A 16,729-nucleotide genomic window follows, 5' to 3' on the forward strand; every position below is an offset into this window, starting at 1 on the left:
ATACCTTGTGTAATAGTTATAAGGTACTATTTATCGATACTGCGGCGGTACATCGAGGCTGTCGTCGACGGCATGCCAGATGCCATTCATATAGTCCGGGTTGCCCACGCACCGCACGGTCAGTATCGCCAGGTCTGTACGCGTGATTTTTCTCATCAGGCGCTGATCGGTGCTGAGGCGGGCACTGCGCGTTGGCGGCTGATCCGCCGAAAGCAGTATGCCGTTGCGGATGATCGTGTAGCCGATACCGCTGTCGATCAGCAATTGTTCCGCGCGCCCCTTGGCAGCGAGGGTCGAGCGCATCCGGCCAAAATTGGCCTGCGGAAACTGTTTCACGTTGTCACCGGCGCCGACGGAGCCCTCCAGGATGATCTGCTGGACGCCGCCGGCTTTTGCGCCGGCGATGATGTGCGCCATCGCCGTGGGGTAGAACTCATCGTCGGCACTGCCGCGTGCCGTCGCATCGACTACGGTCCGGATATCCTTGCCGTCAAAAGCAGCCATGACCTGGGCGGCATCGAGAATGTCGCCGGCGACATAGCTGACTGCAAGACCATCCAGACGACCGCGGTCGGAGGAAGGGCGGACGAACACCGCAACCGGATGGCCGGCCCCTACCAGTTCGCGGACGATGGCCGAACCCAGTTGCCCGGTGCCGCCGAAAACCAGCACCTTGTTTTCGCTGCTGGTCCGATCACTGCCGGCCTGACTGCTGCCGACGGACAACAGCAGAAGGGCGAGCATTTGCAACAGTTGGCTGGAGCCCGTGTTCATGTCTGCTTTTTCCTGATACCGGTACGCGCCGTGTCTATAATCGATCTTGACATCAGTCTATTGGGGTATCCCGAACATGCGCAACCGGATCGTGCTCTTCCTGGGTCTGATGCTCGGCGCCATGGCGTCGGTCAGCGCGGATTCCTCGCCCGGCAGTGCCGATGCAGCGCGGACGCTCGAGCTGGTGCGCGCCTGGGTACACGGCCGGTACAGCAACGCGGCCCAGTTCGAGAGCGACCTGGCGCGGAAGTTGCCACCGGAACAGATTCACCGCCAGCTTTACCAGTTCTTCGCACCGTTGACAGCAGCGATTCCGGGCATCAACGGTTACCTGGTTTATCAACACGCTTCTGTGGATGGCAGCTTCAGCCCGCCATCGCTGATCCGTATCGGTCTGCTGCAGTACTTCACCGATCCGCAGACTGGCAAGCTGGTGCAGCGCGAACTGAATTTCAGGGACGGCGAGCGGTGGAAGAACGCGTATCAGCAGCCGGAGTTGCTGCAGCAGGTCACGATGGCCGACGTCGAGGTGAAACCGGGCTGTGATTTCGTGCTGACTGCCAATGCCGCGGGAACTGAGGTTTCCGGCGTCATGCAGGAGCGGGTCTGCACCCTGTACAGCGAGGGTCTGAAAACCACGCTTTATGCGCGCGATGCAGTCGTCATCCGGCCGGACGAATACCAGTTCTGGGGGCAGTTCGTCGACGATAGCGGAGTGGTGCGCTGGGGCACCGAGAGCAGCGAGTACTACCGGATGTTTCGCCTCGCGGGCAGGCCCTGACACCGTGGCTTTGACATAAGCGCGCCGGTTTCAGCCGGCAATCTGTCTAACGTGAGCGAAGTCGCAGGATTCCTTCCGTCAAATCGTCACCATTCCCGGGCGACAAAGGCAAACCCGCTGAAAGGCGGGGACGCAAAGCCACCGGTCTAACGGTGCCTCGCATGCTGCGAGTTGCACCCAGGACAGCGGGGCTGCCGAACTTCAACGCAGTTCTTTGGAGCTGCGTCATGCGTTCCCGCTGCCTTCAGCTGTTTCCCTTGTCTGCGTGTGAGCGCCAGCGCTGTGCTGGTTTCGCGGAGACAGGCTTTGAAGATCATGGGTCGGCAGCACGGACAGATGCGCAGCAGAAGCGCTGCGCTGCGTACGTTCATGCGCCGGAACTGCCGTGTCCTGGCGCTCGCCGCGCTGCTTCTGCCAGTCGCGGTGCCGGCAAGCTCGGGTCTTGCCGGCCAACCAGCGCCTGATTTTGCACTCAAGAGTATCGCCGGCGCGAATCTGCGCCTGTCGGAGTATCGCGGCCAGGTCGTGCTGATCAGCTTCTGGGCGCAGTGGTGCAACCGGTGTACTGAGCAGTTGAGCATGCTCAGCGAGTTGCAGAAGCGCTATGGCGACGCGAATCTGCGCATCCTCGCCGTCAATATCGATCCGGATGACCAGGCCGCGCGGGAAACCGCCGGGCGCCTCAACATCACCGTGCTGCACGACGCCGATCAGTCGGTCGTCCGCGAGTACGACCCTTCCGTCCTTCCCTTCGCCGTGCTCGTCGACCCGCACGGCACTGTCCGGCAAGTGCATGCCGGCTACCGCGCCGAAGACGCCGTGACCTTTGCCGATGAACTGGCTGCCCTGATTCTGGAATGAATGCTGCTGACCGATGCGGAGTAATGCGATGAACCGTCTGACCATGAACATCTGCCTGACTGCGATGCTGCTGGGTGGCGCACTGGCCGCGAGGGCGGCACACGCCAGCGAGACTGTCGCTCCGGCCGCCGTGCCGGTGGCTGCCGTTTCCGGCGTCGACACCGAGATGCAGACGCTGAAGGATGATGTGCTGGACCTGAACCGCGAGCTGTTCATGCTGGAGGAGGAACTTCTGTTTCCCGCCAACACGCAGGTCGCGGTTTTCGTGTCTATGGATGTCGGCGAGTTCTTTGCGCTTGATTCCGTGCAGCTGAAGATCGATGACAAGCCGATCAGCAACTACCTGTATACCGAGCGCGAGCTGAAGGCACTGCTGCGCGGTGGTGTCCATCGCCTGTATCTGGGCAATCTCAAGACCGGTGAGCATGAACTGACCGCCGTTTTCACCGGTCAGGGGCCGCACGCGCGTGACTACCGGCGCGGCGCCACACTGAAAGTCGAAAAGGGCGTAGGCGCCAAGTTTGTCGAGCTGCGTATTTCCGACCGGCAGAGCGCCCAGCAACCCGAGTTCGTGGTTCGCGAGTGGGAGTAGGGAGCTGCTGTGCCCTGCATTCGCGACAGTATCCCGGACCCGGGCCGCAGGCGATCCAGTCTGCGCGGCCTGATCGCCTTGCTGCTCCTTGCAGGCAGCGCTGCGGTGTCTGCGGCGGAGCCGGTGAGTGGCTCTGTGGTGCGCGATCTTTACTATGGCGAGGTCCTGTTCCAGTTCTACCAGGATGAGCACTTCGATGCGCTGACCCACCTGCTGGTTGCCCGTGACGCGGGCCGTGTCGGCAATCATGAGGCCGAATCCGAGCTGCTGCTCGGTGGACTCTATCTGCATTACGGTCAGCACATCCGTGCCGAACAGATCTTCAGCCGTCTGTTGCAGGATTCAACTGAAGCGGAGGTGCGCAACCGGGCATGGTTCTATCTGGGCAAGGTGCGGTACCAGCGCAGCCTGTATCCCGAAGCACTGCAGGCTTTCGAGCGGATCTCCGGTGAACTTCCCGAAAGCCTGGAGGCCGAACTGCCGATGCTCAAGGCCCAGGCGTATCTCGCGCTCGGTCGTTTTGACGCAGCGGTTGCCTTGCTGGACGGCTGGCGGGGCCCGGAAAGCTGGGTGGCCTACGCGCGCTACAACCTGGGCGTGGCGCTGGTGCGGCTTGATCGGCCGGAAGATGCGATTCGCCAGCTCGATCAGCTGGGCCGCAGCTCAGCCGATACTGCCGAACTGCGCGACCTGCGTGACAAGGCCAATCTCGCGCTCGGTTACCTCTATCTGCAGCAGGGTCGCGACAGCGAGGCTCGCCCGGTACTTGCGCGAGTACGCCTGAACGGACCCTTCTCCGCGAAGGCGCTGCTCGGCGCCGGGTGGGCGGATGCAGCGGCGCAGGACTACCGTGCCGCGTTGACACCGTGGCTCGAATTGCGCGACCGCGATCTGCTTGACAGCGCGGTGCAGGAGTCTCTGCTCGCGATTCCCTATGCCTGGGCGAGGCTCGATGCGCACAGCGAGGCGGCGGCCGGTTACCAGGCTGCACTGGATGCCTACGATGCCGAGATCGGCAAGCTCGATGCCGCGATTGCAGGCAGCCGCTCCGGCCAGCTGGTACCCGCCATGCTCAGCGCCGATGATGCACGGATCGGCCGCTGGTACTGGCAGCTCGATGCGCTGCCCGACAGCGTTGAAACCCGTTATCTGTATGACCTGGTGGCGCGGCACAGCTTTCAGGAAGGCCTGCGCAATGTGCGTGACCTGGCGGCCCTTTCAGCCAACCTCGATGAGTGGCAGTCGAAGCTCGCAGCCTTCGAGCAGATGGTGGCGACGCGGCGCATGGCTTATGCGCAGCGCCAGGGTCGCGTTGCCGCCGGGCTCGACCAGGCTGGCATCGATGAGTTGCAGGCGCGGCGTGATGTGCTGGCGGCTCATCTTGAGCAGGTTGCAGAGTCACGCGATGTTGCCGGACTGGCGACAACTGAAGAGCTCGATCGCTGGCAGCGTCTCGAAGCAGTCGGGGCAAGCCCGGTCCTGGCGGACGAAGCTGCCGGCGATGCCCGCGAACGCTATCGCCTCCTGAAGGGTGTGCTGAGCTGGGATCTGGACCGCGATTATCAATATCGACTGTGGCAGCAGCAGCGCAACCTCGCCCGGATCGACGCGTTGCTGGCCAGGGCGCAGTCCGCCCATGCATCGGGCGTGGCGGCCTGGCAGGACACGCCGGCAGAGCTGGATCGCTTCGCTGAGCGTATCGCCGGTCTTGCCCCGCGCATCAGCCGGATGCAGGCGGTGCTGGCGCGTGACCGCAACGCCGAAGAGCAGCGGCTGCAGGCGATGGCGACTGATGTACTCAACGAACAGCGTGAGCGGCTCCTCAGCTATCGCGTACAGGCGCGGTTTGCGCTGGCGACGATCTACGATCGCGCGGCCTCTTCCGCGCGTAGCGCTCCGGTCGCAGGTCCTGCCCCATGAGCGCCACCGCCGCACTGATGCTCGGGGTGACGCTGGCTGGCGGTCTCTGGCCGTTTGCGACCAGAACGCCGGAGGCCGACCGGCAGACCATCGGCAGCCTGAAGGCAAAACCGCTCGACATCCGTACCGGCCTGCCGCCCGTCGACAGTACCGCGCAGGCGATGCAGGAATACCGTCGCTTTCTCGCTCTGGATACCGGGCCGGCGAGCATGCGCGCCGAAGCCATGCGCCGCCTTGCCGACCTGAATCTGGATGCGGCGGTCGAGCAGGAGAGTTCCGCGGAGCAGGCTGGTGCCGGCACCGGCAATTACGAGGAAGCCATCAGCCTGTATGGCCAGCTGCTCGAAATGCGTGACACGGAAACAGCGCTTTCAGGAGAACAGCGCAGCGAAGTCATCTATCAGCTTGCCCGGGCCCTGGAGGGCGCGGGCCGTGGCGACGAAGCTCTCGCCATGCTGGACCGCCTTGTTCTCGAGGCACCGTCTGCAGTGCATGGCGACGAAGCCCAGTTCCGTCGTGGTGAGACCTATTCGATACGGCAGAACTATGCCGGGGCGGAGCAGGCCTATGCGGCGGTGCTTGCCAGCGGTCCGCAGTCGCCCTTCTACGAGCAGTCGCTCTACAAATATGGCTGGGCGCTCTTCAAGCAAAGCCGTTACGAGGAGGGACTCACTGCCTTCCTGGGCCTGATCGATCGTCGGCTGAACAGCAGTGCCACTGCTCCCGACTTGCAGATTCAGGCGATGAGCCGGCCCGAGCGTGAGCTGCTCGACGACACGCTGCGGGTGGTCAGCATCAGCCTGTCCTGGCTCGATGGCGCGGATTCCATTCCGCCTGCACTGGCAGATTACGGTGACCCGGCCTGGACCTACCTGCTGTACACGGCGCTGGGTGACCTCTACCTGGACAAGGAGCGTTTCCAGGATGCGGCTGAAAGCTACGCGGCATTCGTGGCACGCGATCCGGTCAATGCCCAGGCGCCGAACCTGCTGCAGGCTGCGATCGATGCCTATACGCGTGGCAAGTTCCCGGATCTCGTGCTTGAGGCCAAGCAACGATACGTTGCGACCTACGGACTCGATGCGCCGTTCTGGCAGGGGCGCAATGCCGCCGATTACCCGCAACTCGTCGCGCAGCTGAAACTGCACCTGGGCGATCTTGCGCAGTACGATCATGCGCTTGCCCAGCGCAGCAAGTTGCCGGCTGACTATGAACGGGCTGCCGGCTGGTACCGGCTATCGCTCGCCTACTTCCCTGATGACCCGCAATCGGCCGAGCGCAGCTTCCTGCTCGGTGAACTGCTCTTTGAGGCGCAGCATTTCGACGCTGCGCGTGACGCCTATCTGCACGCAGCCTATGACTATGGACGGCAGGAAAAATCGGCAGAGGCGGGCTATGCCGCGCTGCTGGCCTCGAGCGAACATGAAAAGCGGCTTGCCGGTGACGCACAGCTCGCCTGGCACGCCGGACACATCGAGCAGGCACTGCGCTTTGCAGGTGATTTTCCTGCCCACCCGCAGGCCGGTGCGGTACTCACCAACGTCGCCGAACAGCTCTACGCCAGTCAACAGCCCGAGCGGGCTGCCCAGGTCGCCGGTCTGGTGGTCACCATGCAGCCGCCGGTCACTCCGGAACTCGAACGTGTCGCATGGACCGTCATGGGTCACGCACAGTTCGATCTCGCCAACTATGCCGGTGCGGAGTCCGCCTATGTCCGTTTGCGGGGCCTGGCAGCGGATCCGGCTGCCGGACGCGAAGTGGAAGGCCGGATCGCGGCTTCGATCTATCGTCAGGCGGAACTTGCCCGGGCCGATGGCGATGTGGATGCGGCGGTGGCTGATTTCCTGCGTATCGATGCTGCTGCGCCGGATGCTGACATCCGCCCGAGTGCGCTCTTTGATGCCGCGACGCTGCTCCTGACCAGCGAGCGCTGGGACGAGTCGGTGGAACTCCTGCAGCGCTTTCGTCTGGAGTTTCCAGAACACCGTTTCAACAGCGATGTCACGGCCAAGCTGGCGGTTGCACTGCGCGAAGGCGGGCGCGGTGCGGAGGCTGCGGCTGAATATGAGCGCATCGCCGGCAGCGCGAATGAAACCGCGGATGTGCAGAGGTCTGCGCTATGGCAGGCGGCGGAGCTGTATGCGGCTGCAGGTCAGCACGACGGCGAGGCGCGGGTCTACACCGCGCTCGTCACGCGTTTCCCGGCGCCGGCGCGCGAAGCGCTGGAGGCACGGCTCAAACTGGCTGATCTCGCCGCGGCAGACGGTGACTGGCCAACCCGCAAGCGCTGGCTCGAAGCCATCGTGAAAGCGGATCGTGAAATGGGCGCGGAGCGCAACGACCGGAGCCGCTTCCTGGCAGCGAGCAGTGCCATCGAACTTGCCAGGCCACTGCGTGATGCCTTCAACGCCGTGGTGCTGACCGCGCCACTGGACAAGAGCCTCAAGCTGAAAAAGATCCGCATGGAGCAGGCACTGCAGGCCTATGGACAGGCTGCCGACTATGGCGTCGCACAGGTCACCACGGCAGCGACTTTTGAAACGGCCGACCTCTACTACCAGCTGAGCCGCGACCTGCTGGCCTCGGAACGGCCAAAGGGCCTGGATGCGGACGAGTCGGAGCAATACGACGTGCTGCTTGAAGAGCAGGCCTTCCCCTTCGAGGAAAAAGCCATCGATCTCTATCGCGTCAACGCCGAACGGGCCGGCGATGGCGTGTATGACGAATGGGTACGGGCGAGCTACGCGCGCCTTGCAGTGATGGTTCCGGCGCGCTGGTCGCGAACCGAAAGGAGCGAAGATGTCATTACACGGATTGACTAGGGCGGCTGCCATTCTTGCGGTGTTGCTGAGCGCTGGCTGCAGTCTTGCCGGTGGCGAACACCCGGCAGGAAACGCATCGGCCGTTGCAGTCCCGGGCCCGACGCCGGAGCTGATGGCGGACTACTCGGCGGCGCTTGCCATCGTGCAGAGCGGAGATGACGCCGCAGCCGAAAGCGCATTGCAGGCTTTCAGTGCCGAACATCCGGAGCTCGCAGGTCCGCTGCTGAATCTCGCGCTGCTGCGCATGCGCCAGGGTGACGAAACTGCGGCGCGTGACTATTTCACGAAAGCAGGCGCCGTTTGCACGAGTTGCGCCCCGGTGTGGAATGGCCTCGGTGTGCTGTACCGGCAGCAGGGTCAGTTCCGGGAAGCCGAGCAGGCGTACCTGAAGGCGATCACGCTGGAGCCAGGTTACGCGCTGGCCTACTACAACCTTGCCATCCTTTATGACCTCTACGTCCAGCGACCCGAGCTTGCGCTGGAGAATTACCAGCAGTACCTCAGTCTCGAACCAGATGACGGCACTGCGGAAGTCGAACGGTGGATTGCCGATCTCCGGCGCCGCGTCTCCGCGACGCCCACAACGGCGAGGGCGGAGGGCGCAACGTGAAGCGGATGCGGGCAGGCAAGACTGTCTTTCTGCTGTGCGCGTTGCTGATGGCCGGCAGTGCCGGCGCCGAAGAGCCGGCAACGGCGGCTCCTTCGTCAAAGGCGACAGCGCTTGACCTGGATGCCACGGCCATCCGCGGCAACCAGGAGCTGCCCAAGGTCATGTACATCGTGCCCTGGAAGGATGCGGCCATGGCAGAGCTTGCCGGCCGGCCAGTCAACAGCCTGGTCGAGGAAGTCCTCGCACCCGTAGACCGTGAAGTGTTTCGACGACAGACGCGCTACTTCCATCAACTCTATGACGTGGAGCCGCCGCGTCCGACAAATTGAGTTCGGCAAATTGGGTTCATAAGGAGATCCGGAGACCATGGAAACGTATACATCGATAGTCACCTTTTTGCAGAGCGGCGGGTTCTTCATGTACCCGATTGCGCTGGTATTTGCTGTCGGGCTGGCCGTGGCGATCGAGCGCTATGTGTATCTTTCAAAGACGGCGGTGAGCAATCAGGCGCTGTGGAAGAAGATCACGCCGTTCATCCAGGCGGGAAAATTTTCCGAGGCTGCCAGCGTTACCTCCAAATCGAATGCCGCGATCGGTTCGATCCTGACCTACGGCCTGGACCGCAGCCGGACCACCACACGGCGCGATGACATCGAGAAGGCGATGGAAGAAAGCCTGATGGAGGTGATGCCGCGTCTGGAAAGCCGCACGCACTACCTGGCGACCTTTGCCAACATCGCCACGCTGCTTGGCCTGCTCGGCACGATCATCGGCCTGATCCAGGCCTTTACGGCCGTTGCCGAGGCCAATCCGGCCGAAAAGGCTGATCTGCTGTCAGCGAGCATCTCGGTGGCGATGAACACCACGGCCTTCGGTCTGATCGTCGCCATTCCGCTGCTCTTCGTCCATACCGTCCTGCAGAGCAAGACCACGCGGATCATCGACAGCCTGGAAATGGTGTCGGTGAAGTTCCTCAACGCGGTCGACGAGCGCCGGCGCCAGCAGACCGCAGCCTGAATACCACCGGGGATCAACCATGCGCAGCAACTGGCGAAAGCGACGGCAGGCCGAGACGCCGGAGATGAATATCACCGCCTTCATGAACCTGATGGTGGTGCTGGTGCCGTTCCTGCTCATCACGGCGGTGTTCTCGCGGCTGGCCATCATCGAGCTGAACCTGCCGGCGGCATCGTCGGTCGTGGACGAGGAGCCGACCTTTCAGCTTGAGGTGACGGTGCGCGCAGATGGCCTGGAGGTGGGTGAGCGGAGTCAGGGCCTGCTGACCCGGCTGCCGCGTACGGACGCAAACTACGACCTCGCCGGACTGGCGGCCTATCTGCAGCGCGTGAAGTCGAATTATCCGGACATGTCGAACGCCACCGTCCTGCTTGAGCCGGATGTGCCCTACGACACGCTGGTGCAGGTGATGGACGTGCTGCGCTCCTATCAGGTTGGCGAAGGCCGGCAGCTTGTGCACGCCGAACTGTTTCCGGACATTTCAATCGGCGATGCGCCGGCGCCAGGCGCTGCGGTAGCGAAGGGAAGCTGACTCATGAAGATGTCACGGCGGGCGCTCCGCATGGAACGCCATCACAAGCGGATGAAGCGTTCCGGGACCGGGCTCAACCTCGTGTCCATGATGGATATCTTCACCATTCTGGTGTTTTTCCTGCTGGTCAGCTCGGGCGAGACCGAGGTGCTGCCGAATCCGAAAGATATACAGCTGCCGGAGTCTGCGGCGCTGGAACGGGCGCGGGAGACCGTGGTGGTGATGGTGACCGCTGACAGCATCCTGGTGCAGGGGCGCCCGGTCGCGACTGTGACGCAGGCACTCAGCGGTGACGGGGTCGTCATTCCGGAACTTGAAGCCGCGCTTCGCCAGCAGACCGACCGCGTGATGATCCAGCAGGCCAAGGCCGATATCGCGCTCCGCGAAGTGACGATTCTCGGCGACCGTGAGCTGCCGTATCGTTTGCTGAAGCGTGTGATGGCGAGCTGTACTGCCGCCGAATTCGGGCAGATCTCGCTGGCAGTCGTGCAGAAGGACGGTGCACCGCCCGCACCGCAGGTGGCCGCCTTATGAGCAGTGCAAAGATCAACATCTACTACCGCAGCTATCTGCTGCCGTGGGACGATGCCGGCGATCAGGAGCAGCGCTTCCGCGCCATTCTCCAGCGGATCGGGGTCGCGACACTCGTGCTGTGCATCCTCATGTCGCTTCTGCCGGTGCCCGAGCGTGACCCGCAGCTTGCGCGGCCAGTGCCGCCGCGGCTCGCGCGTTTGCTGATCGAAAAACCGGCGCCTATTCCGCCGCCACCGCCGCCGGTCGTGCAGCCCGAGCAGCAACGACAGGAACCGGTGGCGCCGACCGAGCGCGCCACCGAGAGCAAAACGAGGCCGGCTGCCGACCGCAAGAACACGGCGCGCGAGAAGGCGGGCAAAGCGGGCCTGCTGCCTTTCGTCGACCAGTTGGCCGAATTGCGCGACAGCAAGGCGCTCAACAGCATCACTTCGGGTGGTACGAGTTATACCGGAGCGGTCGGTGATTCACCGCAAGTAGAGCGCGCCTTGATCACATCGAAGGCCGGTGTCGGCAGCGGTGGTATCAATACTGCTGGCATGAGTCGCAACACCGGAGGCTCCGGTCTGGGTGGCCGGTCGACCACGCAGGTCAGTAGCGGACTGGCGGCGCTGGGTGGCGGCGGTTCCGGCGGTGCGAGTGAAGGCGGCTCGGCCGGTGGTCAGCGCGCTTCGCGCAGCCGTGAGGAAATCGAGCGGGTGTTCGACCAGAACAAGGGCGCGATCTATGCGCTCTACAATCGTGCGCTGCGCGAGAATCCGGAGCTGCAGGGCAAACTGGTCCTGAAGCTGACCATCGAAGCCTCGGGCGAGGTCTCGCAGGTGGAAGTCGTGTCGAGCGAGCTTGAGGACCAGGAGCTGGAGCGCAAGCTGGTGCAGCGCATCCGCATGTTCCGCTTCCTGGAAAAGGATGTGCCGCCGGTGACGACCACCAAGCCCATCGATTTCTTCCCGGCCTGAGTCCCGTCAGTTCAGGCGCGGGTGACGGCCCGGCCGCGCCAGACGATGACGGCGATGAAGCCGATGTAACTCGCCGCCATGAACCAGAATTCACTCACGCCATGCTGTTCGACGCCGTAGCGTGCGAGCTGCTCGAAAGCGATGAACACCACCGTGTAGGCGATCGCGCCGATGAAGGCCGCGATCTTCCAGCCCCATGAGCGCGCATGACCGGCGATTCCCTGCCAGCACCAGGTGGCAAGAAAAACGACTGTGTAGAGATTGAGCATGAGGCTCCAGAACGGTGCCTTCTGGAAATAGTGGTTGACCCAGAATGCGCCGCCACCCATGAAGTTGAGCAGCAGGTAGCGCCATTCGGGCAACGGTACCTTGAGGACCTTCTCCCACAGCAGAACCAGGAAGATGTAGGCCGTCCAGAGCCCGAACACCAGTTCGTAAAACTGCACCTTGCCTGCCCAGGCCGGGTCAATCTCGATCATGGGATGCCTCGCTTCATGCCGGTTACCGAGCGTGAGTGGCAGGCGGACTGTTATCCGGTCAGTTCGCTGCAACTCGATCCGTAGCGAAAGCAACTGTAGCAGCGCTGGTGGCGAAGCATCACGCGGGCCGGCATGGCGGTGGCCAGTGTGCGGCCAAGATCATAGTCGGGATCATCGTCGACCAGCGTGCAGGCGTACACGCGCATCTCGCCGGCCTGCTTGACTACCATCTTGCTGAATGCGCACATGAATGCCCGGCGTGTCTCTTCGGTCTGGTAGCGGGTCATGCAGTCGCTGGTGATTGCCGGAACGCTGCGCGTTTCGCCGGGAGTGCCGAAATCCGGAAAGGCGACGATACGGGTAGTCGTTGGCAGACCGTTGGCAGCGAGCAGGCTGCGGAACGCAGCGTCCACGCTCGTGCTGTCTTCATCGGCCGGCATCTGTCGGGCCAGCGAAATGCCAAAGCCCATTCCGTGCAGCGCGCGCAGTGACTCGAGCGCCTGGGCAAAGCTGCCGGCACCGCGACCGGCGTCATGTCTGGCCTGGTCGGGGAAATCGATGCTGATGCGAAATGAAACCGGCTGTGGCGCGTCCTTGAGTCGTGCGATCTGGTGCAGGCGCTTCAGCAGCGCCTCGCTGCCGTTGGTCAGTACCAGACAGGGCCGGTACCGGCTGGCGTAGTCGAGGATGCGTACAAAGTCCCGCACGATGAACGGTTCGCCACCGGTGAAAGAGAACTGCCGCACGCCAAGGGTCAGCGCCTCCTCGATAAAGGGCCGTGCGTCTTTGAGCGTGATGCGCTGCAGGCGGTTATCGCCAGGCCGCGAGCCTTCCAGGCAGAATGGACAGCTGAGGTTGCAAGCTGTTCCGGTATGCAGCCAGAGTTCATCGAGCGCATGCGGCTGGATCCAGCCGCGCGGCGTACCCTCATCCGTCTGCAGCCAGCTCGTTTCGGTATGGGTCAGCATGCCTCACCCACGGTCGTGTGGCGGCGCGGGACGATTGTTTCTGTCGTCCTCATTGCTGAGCGGCTGGTAGCGTCGGGCCAGGCGGTGCGGCGGAATCCCGAGAGCGTAGCCAAGTGCCAGCAGCCGGTTGCCGAGCGTGCGCCGGATCCAGCCATCGCGTTCCCAGCGTCGGGGTGACACGCCGATCTCGGCCGGCATGCAGGCGAAACTGCCGTGCCGGCGCAGTGCGCGTACCAGCGGCACCTCTTCAAAGAGTGGCACATCGGCGAAGCCACCGGCCGCATCGTAGGCAGTTCTTGTCGCGAACAGTCCCTGGTCCCCGTACGGTGTGCCGAAGCGGGCGCGCAGATTGATGAGCCGCGCCAGCGCTGACTTGTGCCAGGTGCCCCGACCGGTGAAGCGAAAACCGAAGTAGCCGCCGGCAGAACTGGCGGTGTGCTGTGCGCGGATCAGGGCGATGGCATTGGCTGGCGGTGTGGCATCGGCGTGCAGAAACCACAGGATGTCGCCGGAGGCGCGCAATGCTCCGGCGTGCAGCTGATGTCCGCGCCCACGGCGGGCGCTGACATAAATGCAGCTGAAGCGGCGCGCCAGGCTGCGGCAACCGGTGCTGGCTCCGCCATCGACGATCACGATCTCGTCCGGCGGACCTTCCATGCTGTGCAAGCGGTTGAGGAGGCGCGCAAGGGCTTCGTTGTCCGCCACCACCGGAATAATCACGCTGACTGACGGGCCAGTGGCGTCGCTGCGGCGCAAGCGCAGCGGCCGCGTAATCTCGAAGACATTGTTCGCCAGACTCATGATCGCTGCGCCGCTGAATCCCGATTTGCGGAGTATCCCAGACCACAAAGTCTCCGGTACAGCTCCTGTCGTGCCGGTCGCTGGTCGGTACGCAGGTCTGCGCAAAGCCGGGGCAGATCGGCCGCGGTATCCACGTCGTAGCTCGAAGCCAGACTGGTGACGCTCAGGCCGTGCGCCGTACAGCGCTCTTTCAGTGCCGCATACAGCTGCTCGCTGCTCCAGGGCAGGTCAGCGAGGTCCGGCCAGGGGCATCGTGCGCCCATCAGCGTAACGCCGCCATCCAGCGCAGGGGCGAGCACGACATCGTGATGCACCAGAGCGGTGCGCGCCGCCATGTAATCGCTTTCACCGAGCACCGGTGCGTCGCTGCCTATATAGATGACGGCGCCGGGTCTCCCGGTTCGTACGATGCGATCGACACTCTGCAGACGTTCACCAAGATTCCCCGCAGCTTGCGGGATCACGCGGAGGGATCTGTCGAGCAAGGTGGCAGCCCAGGCGGCGTCGTTGGTCTCGGCCGGTGCGAGTACCACCGGACCTGGCCAGCTGGCAGCATCCTCCAGCGTTGCAGCCAGCAAGAGCTCGGCAATTTCCGCGGCGAGCGCCGAGCCGATCTGGTTGGCGAGCCGTTGTTTCCCGATGCCCATGACCGGGCGGCGACAGAAAATCACCAGTACCGCGGCTCCGTGTTGCACCTCTGACATGCGATCAGCATAGCGGTTGTCCCAGCCGGGCCGGGTTCTGATTTCCTGAACCTGAAACCGTAATGTCAAGCCCGAAATTTACCCGGTTTACCGCACTATTTGCGGTGCGGCAGGGGTCCGTGCGATCAGTCTGAACAGGGCTACAAGTCAATATAAACAGATAGATAGCTAATACCTGACGGGCATAAGTGCGCCGTGTCTAAAGCCCGGCAGAATCCGGGGTGCAGTCATGAGTCAGTTGTATATACTCTGACCCGTCTGCTGAATGCAGGGCCTGTTTTTGCTCCAGAGCAACAATTCGCAAACGGTAAAAAACAGCGTCACGGCAGGCTCTTCCAGATTCTTGTTAGCCCGGTTTCCCACATTCCGGGCTGACACCACCGGTCAGGCCCGGCGGTCCGAATCGCAGTCTGGTCACCAGTCCCGTGTCGGGGTTTGACTGGATTTTTTCGGATCGTCGGGCCCCCTTCTCATCGACAACTCGCCCGGTACTCTGCTTCCAGCGCGGAGAGTTTCTGCCTGTACAGGCGGCCCTGCCTGGCGGTGTAGCCCATACGCAGCCGAAGACGGATCTCGGCGATGCGGCCTTCCAGCTTCACACAGCGGACCTTGTCCTCCGGATTGCGTGCGGCACCGATGGCCGGTGGCATGCAGAGGCCCAGCAGAACCAGCGTCAGTGCCGGGCTCAGTCGAAAACGATTCATGTGGCCGCTCCTCCATCTTGAATGACTGCAGGAGGATGCGGCGCTCACCGGCGGTGCGGCGAGCAGGATATCTGGCGGGATCGCAGACTATTGTGCCGGGGGAGTCAGCGGCCGACGGGCAATTTCGAATTCGGCAACCGGCACCCCGCCGATCAGGTGTTCCTGAATGATGCGTTCAAGCACGGCCGGCGTGCAGTGGCGATACCAGGTGCCTTCCGGGTAGACGAGAGCCACCGGGCCCTGCATGCAGATCTGCAGGCAGTTGGCCTTGGTGCGGTAGATGCCTCCCGCACCGGTCAGGCCCAGTTCCTTGAGACGTCCCTTCAGGTACTCCCATGAGGCGAGGCCTTCCTCGCGCGAGGCGCATTTGGGTTTGCTCTGGTCGCAGCACAGAAAGATGTGTCGACGGATGCTGCTGATGCCCAGCTGCCCGATCCGTACCCGCAGAATCCGTTCGCTGTCAGATATGTCGGCCATTGTTCGCCTGTCGGTGCCGGTCAGCCGTCGCCCAACCCGGTGGTTGGGCACTGCCGGTGCATCGCTTACACTGCGCCACCGCCCGCAACCACCATGCACGATCAGGACAGGAGCAGCGACTACCGTGAGCAAAGGTACTGAAACCAAGACCATTATGGAATTCCTGGCCGAGAATCCCAACGTGGATGTCTCGCGTGCCTGGGAGCGTTGCTGGAACATTCATTCCAGGATTGTCGAACGTGTACAGGCGCGGTTTGGCGTGCAACGTCATGCACAGACCGAGGGTCAGGATTACTGGAGTTCGCCGGACGGGCAACTCGAAGGTGCCTTCAAGGGTTATACCGGTCCGGCGGTCGACTGGCTCGTGCACTCCTGGCTCGGTAACCGCAAGGCGAGCCTGCTCGACATGAATGCCACCGTATTCCTCAGTCAGCAGACGCGCGTGCCGCATATGGGCGTCATCTTCGGCACAATCCCCAAACTGTATTTCTATGCCGAGTACACGCCCCGGGTGGATCTGCGCACGAATTACGACTATCTGCAGAAGTATTACGAACCGGCCAATCAGGATTTTCTGAAATTCCGCAGCGATCCGACCTGGACGCGGTTCGTCAGTCACGGGACTTATCTCCGTGCGCTGATGTCACCGGTCGCCACGAGTTCGCACGCCGAACTCAATGACGAGAACATCGGCACCTGCGAAAAGTATCTGGTCGGCTTCGTCGATCGCTGGTTCCGCTGGCTGGACGATGCGGAAACGGTGCCCGAGCACGAACGTGCTGCCCAGCAGGAGTACGACTTCAAGGTTCGGGAACTCGGTTACCGTACGGATCCCATGAACGTGCTGCCGCAGAGGGTGCTCGGCGAGCAGGAGTTCAATCGGCGTCTGGAGATGCGTATCGGTACGCAGCAGATGGCGGAGTCGCGGGGCCGCTGGCAGAAGAGCTGACCCGGAGGGTAACCAGAGGCGAGTCGGAGCCGGCTATGCGGTACTCCGACCCGCCCTGATCAGTTGGCCAGGAAGAGCAGCAGGGTTACCAGCGGGATGGTCACGGCCACCGCTGCCAGCAGGACCTCGCCGAGCAGTTCGAACTCGTCCGGGCCCAGATTCATGAAATTCCTCAACATCGTCAGCACTCCTTGTGCAAAATCGCTACAGTTCCTTGTTAGGCGCAAAGACTAGTGGCCGTTTGTTGC

19 protein-coding genes and 1 riboswitch are annotated in these 16,729 nt (G+C 63.0%); of the genes, 12 read left to right on the forward strand and 7 right to left on the reverse strand.

Features of this window, described 5'->3' with window-relative positions:
- Positions 1–30: 30 nt before the first annotated feature.
- Positions 31–774: an SDR family oxidoreductase gene (locus H6979_10505; GenBank protein MCP5140278.1), complete on the reverse strand. Its 744-nt coding sequence runs from the start codon at positions 772–774 to the stop codon at positions 31–33.
- 76 nt (positions 775–850) lie between these two features.
- Between H6979_10505 and H6979_10510 the strand changes: the two genes are divergently transcribed.
- From H6979_10510 to H6979_10560, 11 genes are all read left to right on the forward strand, one after another.
- Positions 851–1,555, forward strand: a complete 705-nt coding sequence (locus tag H6979_10510) for a hypothetical protein (GenBank protein MCP5140279.1) — start codon at positions 851–853, stop codon at positions 1,553–1,555.
- A 97-nt stretch (positions 1,556–1,652) separates the two neighbouring features.
- Positions 1,653–1,754: riboswitch (cyclic di-GMP riboswitch) on the forward strand.
- A 137-nt stretch (positions 1,755–1,891) separates the two neighbouring features.
- Positions 1,892–2,416, forward strand: a complete 525-nt coding sequence (locus H6979_10515) for a TlpA family protein disulfide reductase (protein ID MCP5140280.1) — start codon at positions 1,892–1,894, stop codon at positions 2,414–2,416.
- Between the two features lie 28 nt (positions 2,417–2,444).
- Positions 2,445–3,008, forward strand: coding sequence for an AraC family transcriptional regulator (locus H6979_10520; protein MCP5140281.1), 564 nt, complete (start codon positions 2,445–2,447; stop codon positions 3,006–3,008).
- A gap of 9 nt (positions 3,009–3,017) precedes the next feature.
- A complete protein-coding gene (locus H6979_10525; protein MCP5140282.1) occupies positions 3,018–4,928 on the forward strand; it encodes a CDC27 family protein in 1,911 nt (636 codons plus the stop codon).
- Complete coding sequence (locus H6979_10530; GenBank protein MCP5140283.1) at positions 4,925–7,750, forward strand: tetratricopeptide repeat protein; 2,826 nt, start codon at positions 4,925–4,927, stop codon at positions 7,748–7,750. The genes H6979_10525 and H6979_10530 overlap by 4 nt, the downstream gene beginning before the upstream one ends.
- On the forward strand, positions 7,728–8,360 hold the full coding sequence (locus tag H6979_10535; GenBank protein MCP5140284.1) for a tetratricopeptide repeat protein: 633 nt from the start codon (positions 7,728–7,730) through the stop codon (positions 8,358–8,360). The genes H6979_10530 and H6979_10535 overlap by 23 nt, the downstream gene beginning before the upstream one ends.
- Complete coding sequence (locus H6979_10540; GenBank protein ID MCP5140285.1) at positions 8,357–8,689, forward strand: hypothetical protein; 333 nt, start codon at positions 8,357–8,359, stop codon at positions 8,687–8,689. Before H6979_10535 ends, H6979_10540 begins: the two co-directional genes overlap by 4 nt.
- A gap of 37 nt (positions 8,690–8,726) precedes the next feature.
- Positions 8,727–9,377 (forward strand): MotA/TolQ/ExbB proton channel family protein, encoded by a 651-nt coding sequence (locus H6979_10545; protein ID MCP5140286.1) that lies wholly within the window; start codon positions 8,727–8,729, stop codon positions 9,375–9,377.
- A gap of 19 nt (positions 9,378–9,396) precedes the next feature.
- The gene (locus H6979_10550; protein MCP5140287.1) at positions 9,397–9,909 is read left to right on the forward strand and encodes a biopolymer transporter ExbD; all 513 of its coding nucleotides are present in this window, start codon (positions 9,397–9,399) and stop codon (positions 9,907–9,909) included.
- 3 nt (positions 9,910–9,912) lie between these two features.
- The gene (locus H6979_10555; GenBank protein ID MCP5140288.1) at positions 9,913–10,443 is read left to right on the forward strand and encodes a biopolymer transporter ExbD; all 531 of its coding nucleotides are present in this window, start codon (positions 9,913–9,915) and stop codon (positions 10,441–10,443) included.
- Entirely contained in the window at positions 10,440–11,399 is a 960-nt protein-coding gene (locus H6979_10560; protein ID MCP5140289.1) for an AgmX/PglI C-terminal domain-containing protein, read from the forward strand. The genes H6979_10555 and H6979_10560 overlap by 4 nt, the downstream gene beginning before the upstream one ends.
- Before the next feature lie 11 nt (positions 11,400–11,410).
- Here the strand turns inward: H6979_10560 and H6979_10565 are convergent, their stop codons facing one another.
- The 6 genes from H6979_10565 to H6979_10590 form a co-directional block, all read right to left on the reverse strand.
- Positions 11,411–11,878, reverse strand: a complete 468-nt coding sequence (locus H6979_10565; protein ID MCP5140290.1) for a hypothetical protein — start codon at positions 11,876–11,878, stop codon at positions 11,411–11,413.
- A 50-nt stretch (positions 11,879–11,928) separates the two neighbouring features.
- Positions 11,929–12,846 (reverse strand): radical SAM protein, encoded by a 918-nt coding sequence (locus H6979_10570; protein ID MCP5140291.1) that lies wholly within the window; start codon positions 12,844–12,846, stop codon positions 11,929–11,931.
- Positions 12,847–12,849: 3 nt separating this feature from the next.
- Positions 12,850–13,647 (reverse strand): TIGR04283 family arsenosugar biosynthesis glycosyltransferase, encoded by a 798-nt coding sequence (locus H6979_10575; GenBank protein MCP5140292.1) that lies wholly within the window; start codon positions 13,645–13,647, stop codon positions 12,850–12,852.
- Positions 13,644–14,351, reverse strand: a complete 708-nt coding sequence (locus tag H6979_10580; GenBank protein ID MCP5140293.1) for a glycosyltransferase — start codon at positions 14,349–14,351, stop codon at positions 13,644–13,646. Before H6979_10580 ends, H6979_10575 begins: the two co-directional genes overlap by 4 nt.
- Before the next feature lie 470 nt (positions 14,352–14,821).
- Positions 14,822–15,055, reverse strand: coding sequence for a hypothetical protein (locus tag H6979_10585; protein ID MCP5140294.1), 234 nt, complete (start codon positions 15,053–15,055; stop codon positions 14,822–14,824).
- Positions 15,056–15,142: 87 nt separating this feature from the next.
- Entirely contained in the window at positions 15,143–15,532 is a 390-nt protein-coding gene (locus H6979_10590) for a (2Fe-2S) ferredoxin domain-containing protein (protein MCP5140295.1), read from the reverse strand.
- Positions 15,533–15,656: 124 nt separating this feature from the next.
- On the opposite strand from H6979_10590, the gene H6979_10595 reads away from it, so the two are divergent.
- A complete protein-coding gene (locus tag H6979_10595; GenBank protein MCP5140296.1) occupies positions 15,657–16,481 on the forward strand; it encodes a hypothetical protein in 825 nt (274 codons plus the stop codon).
- The last annotated feature ends 248 nt before the right edge of the window (positions 16,482–16,729 follow it).

This window comes from Chromatiales bacterium (assembly GCA_024234935.1).
Taxonomy (GTDB): Bacteria; Pseudomonadota; Gammaproteobacteria; order Steroidobacterales.

Excerpts from the sequence above, each read along its gene's own strand:
- H6979_10515 (MCP5140280.1), top strand. The coding sequence starts at position 1,892 with ATGCGCAGCAGAAGCGCTGCGCTGCGTACGTTCATGCGCCGGAACTGC.
- H6979_10550 (MCP5140287.1), top strand. The coding sequence starts at position 9,397 with ATGCGCAGCAACTGGCGAAAGCGACGGCAGGCCGAGACGCCGGAGATG.
- H6979_10570 (MCP5140291.1), bottom strand. The coding sequence starts at position 12,846 with ATGCTGACCCATACCGAAACGAGCTGGCTGCAGACGGATGAGGGTACG.
- H6979_10510 (MCP5140279.1), top strand. The coding sequence starts at position 851 with ATGCGCAACCGGATCGTGCTCTTCCTGGGTCTGATGCTCGGCGCCATG.
- H6979_10520 (MCP5140281.1), top strand. The coding sequence starts at position 2,445 with ATGAACCGTCTGACCATGAACATCTGCCTGACTGCGATGCTGCTGGGT.
- H6979_10555 (MCP5140288.1), top strand. The coding sequence starts at position 9,913 with ATGAAGATGTCACGGCGGGCGCTCCGCATGGAACGCCATCACAAGCGG.
- H6979_10505 (MCP5140278.1), bottom strand. The coding sequence starts at position 774 with ATGAACACGGGCTCCAGCCAACTGTTGCAAATGCTCGCCCTTCTGCTG.
- H6979_10575 (MCP5140292.1), bottom strand. The coding sequence starts at position 13,647 with ATGAGTCTGGCGAACAATGTCTTCGAGATTACGCGGCCGCTGCGCTTG.
- H6979_10545 (MCP5140286.1), top strand. The coding sequence starts at position 8,727 with ATGGAAACGTATACATCGATAGTCACCTTTTTGCAGAGCGGCGGGTTC.
- H6979_10535 (MCP5140284.1), top strand. The coding sequence starts at position 7,728 with ATGTCATTACACGGATTGACTAGGGCGGCTGCCATTCTTGCGGTGTTG.
- H6979_10560 (MCP5140289.1), top strand. The coding sequence starts at position 10,440 with ATGAGCAGTGCAAAGATCAACATCTACTACCGCAGCTATCTGCTGCCG.
- H6979_10590 (MCP5140295.1), bottom strand. The coding sequence starts at position 15,532 with ATGGCCGACATATCTGACAGCGAACGGATTCTGCGGGTACGGATCGGG.
- H6979_10580 (MCP5140293.1), bottom strand. The coding sequence starts at position 14,351 with ATGTCAGAGGTGCAACACGGAGCCGCGGTACTGGTGATTTTCTGTCGC.
- H6979_10585 (MCP5140294.1), bottom strand. The coding sequence starts at position 15,055 with ATGAATCGTTTTCGACTGAGCCCGGCACTGACGCTGGTTCTGCTGGGC.
- H6979_10565 (MCP5140290.1), bottom strand. The coding sequence starts at position 11,878 with ATGATCGAGATTGACCCGGCCTGGGCAGGCAAGGTGCAGTTTTACGAA.
- H6979_10530 (MCP5140283.1), top strand. The coding sequence starts at position 4,925 with ATGAGCGCCACCGCCGCACTGATGCTCGGGGTGACGCTGGCTGGCGGT.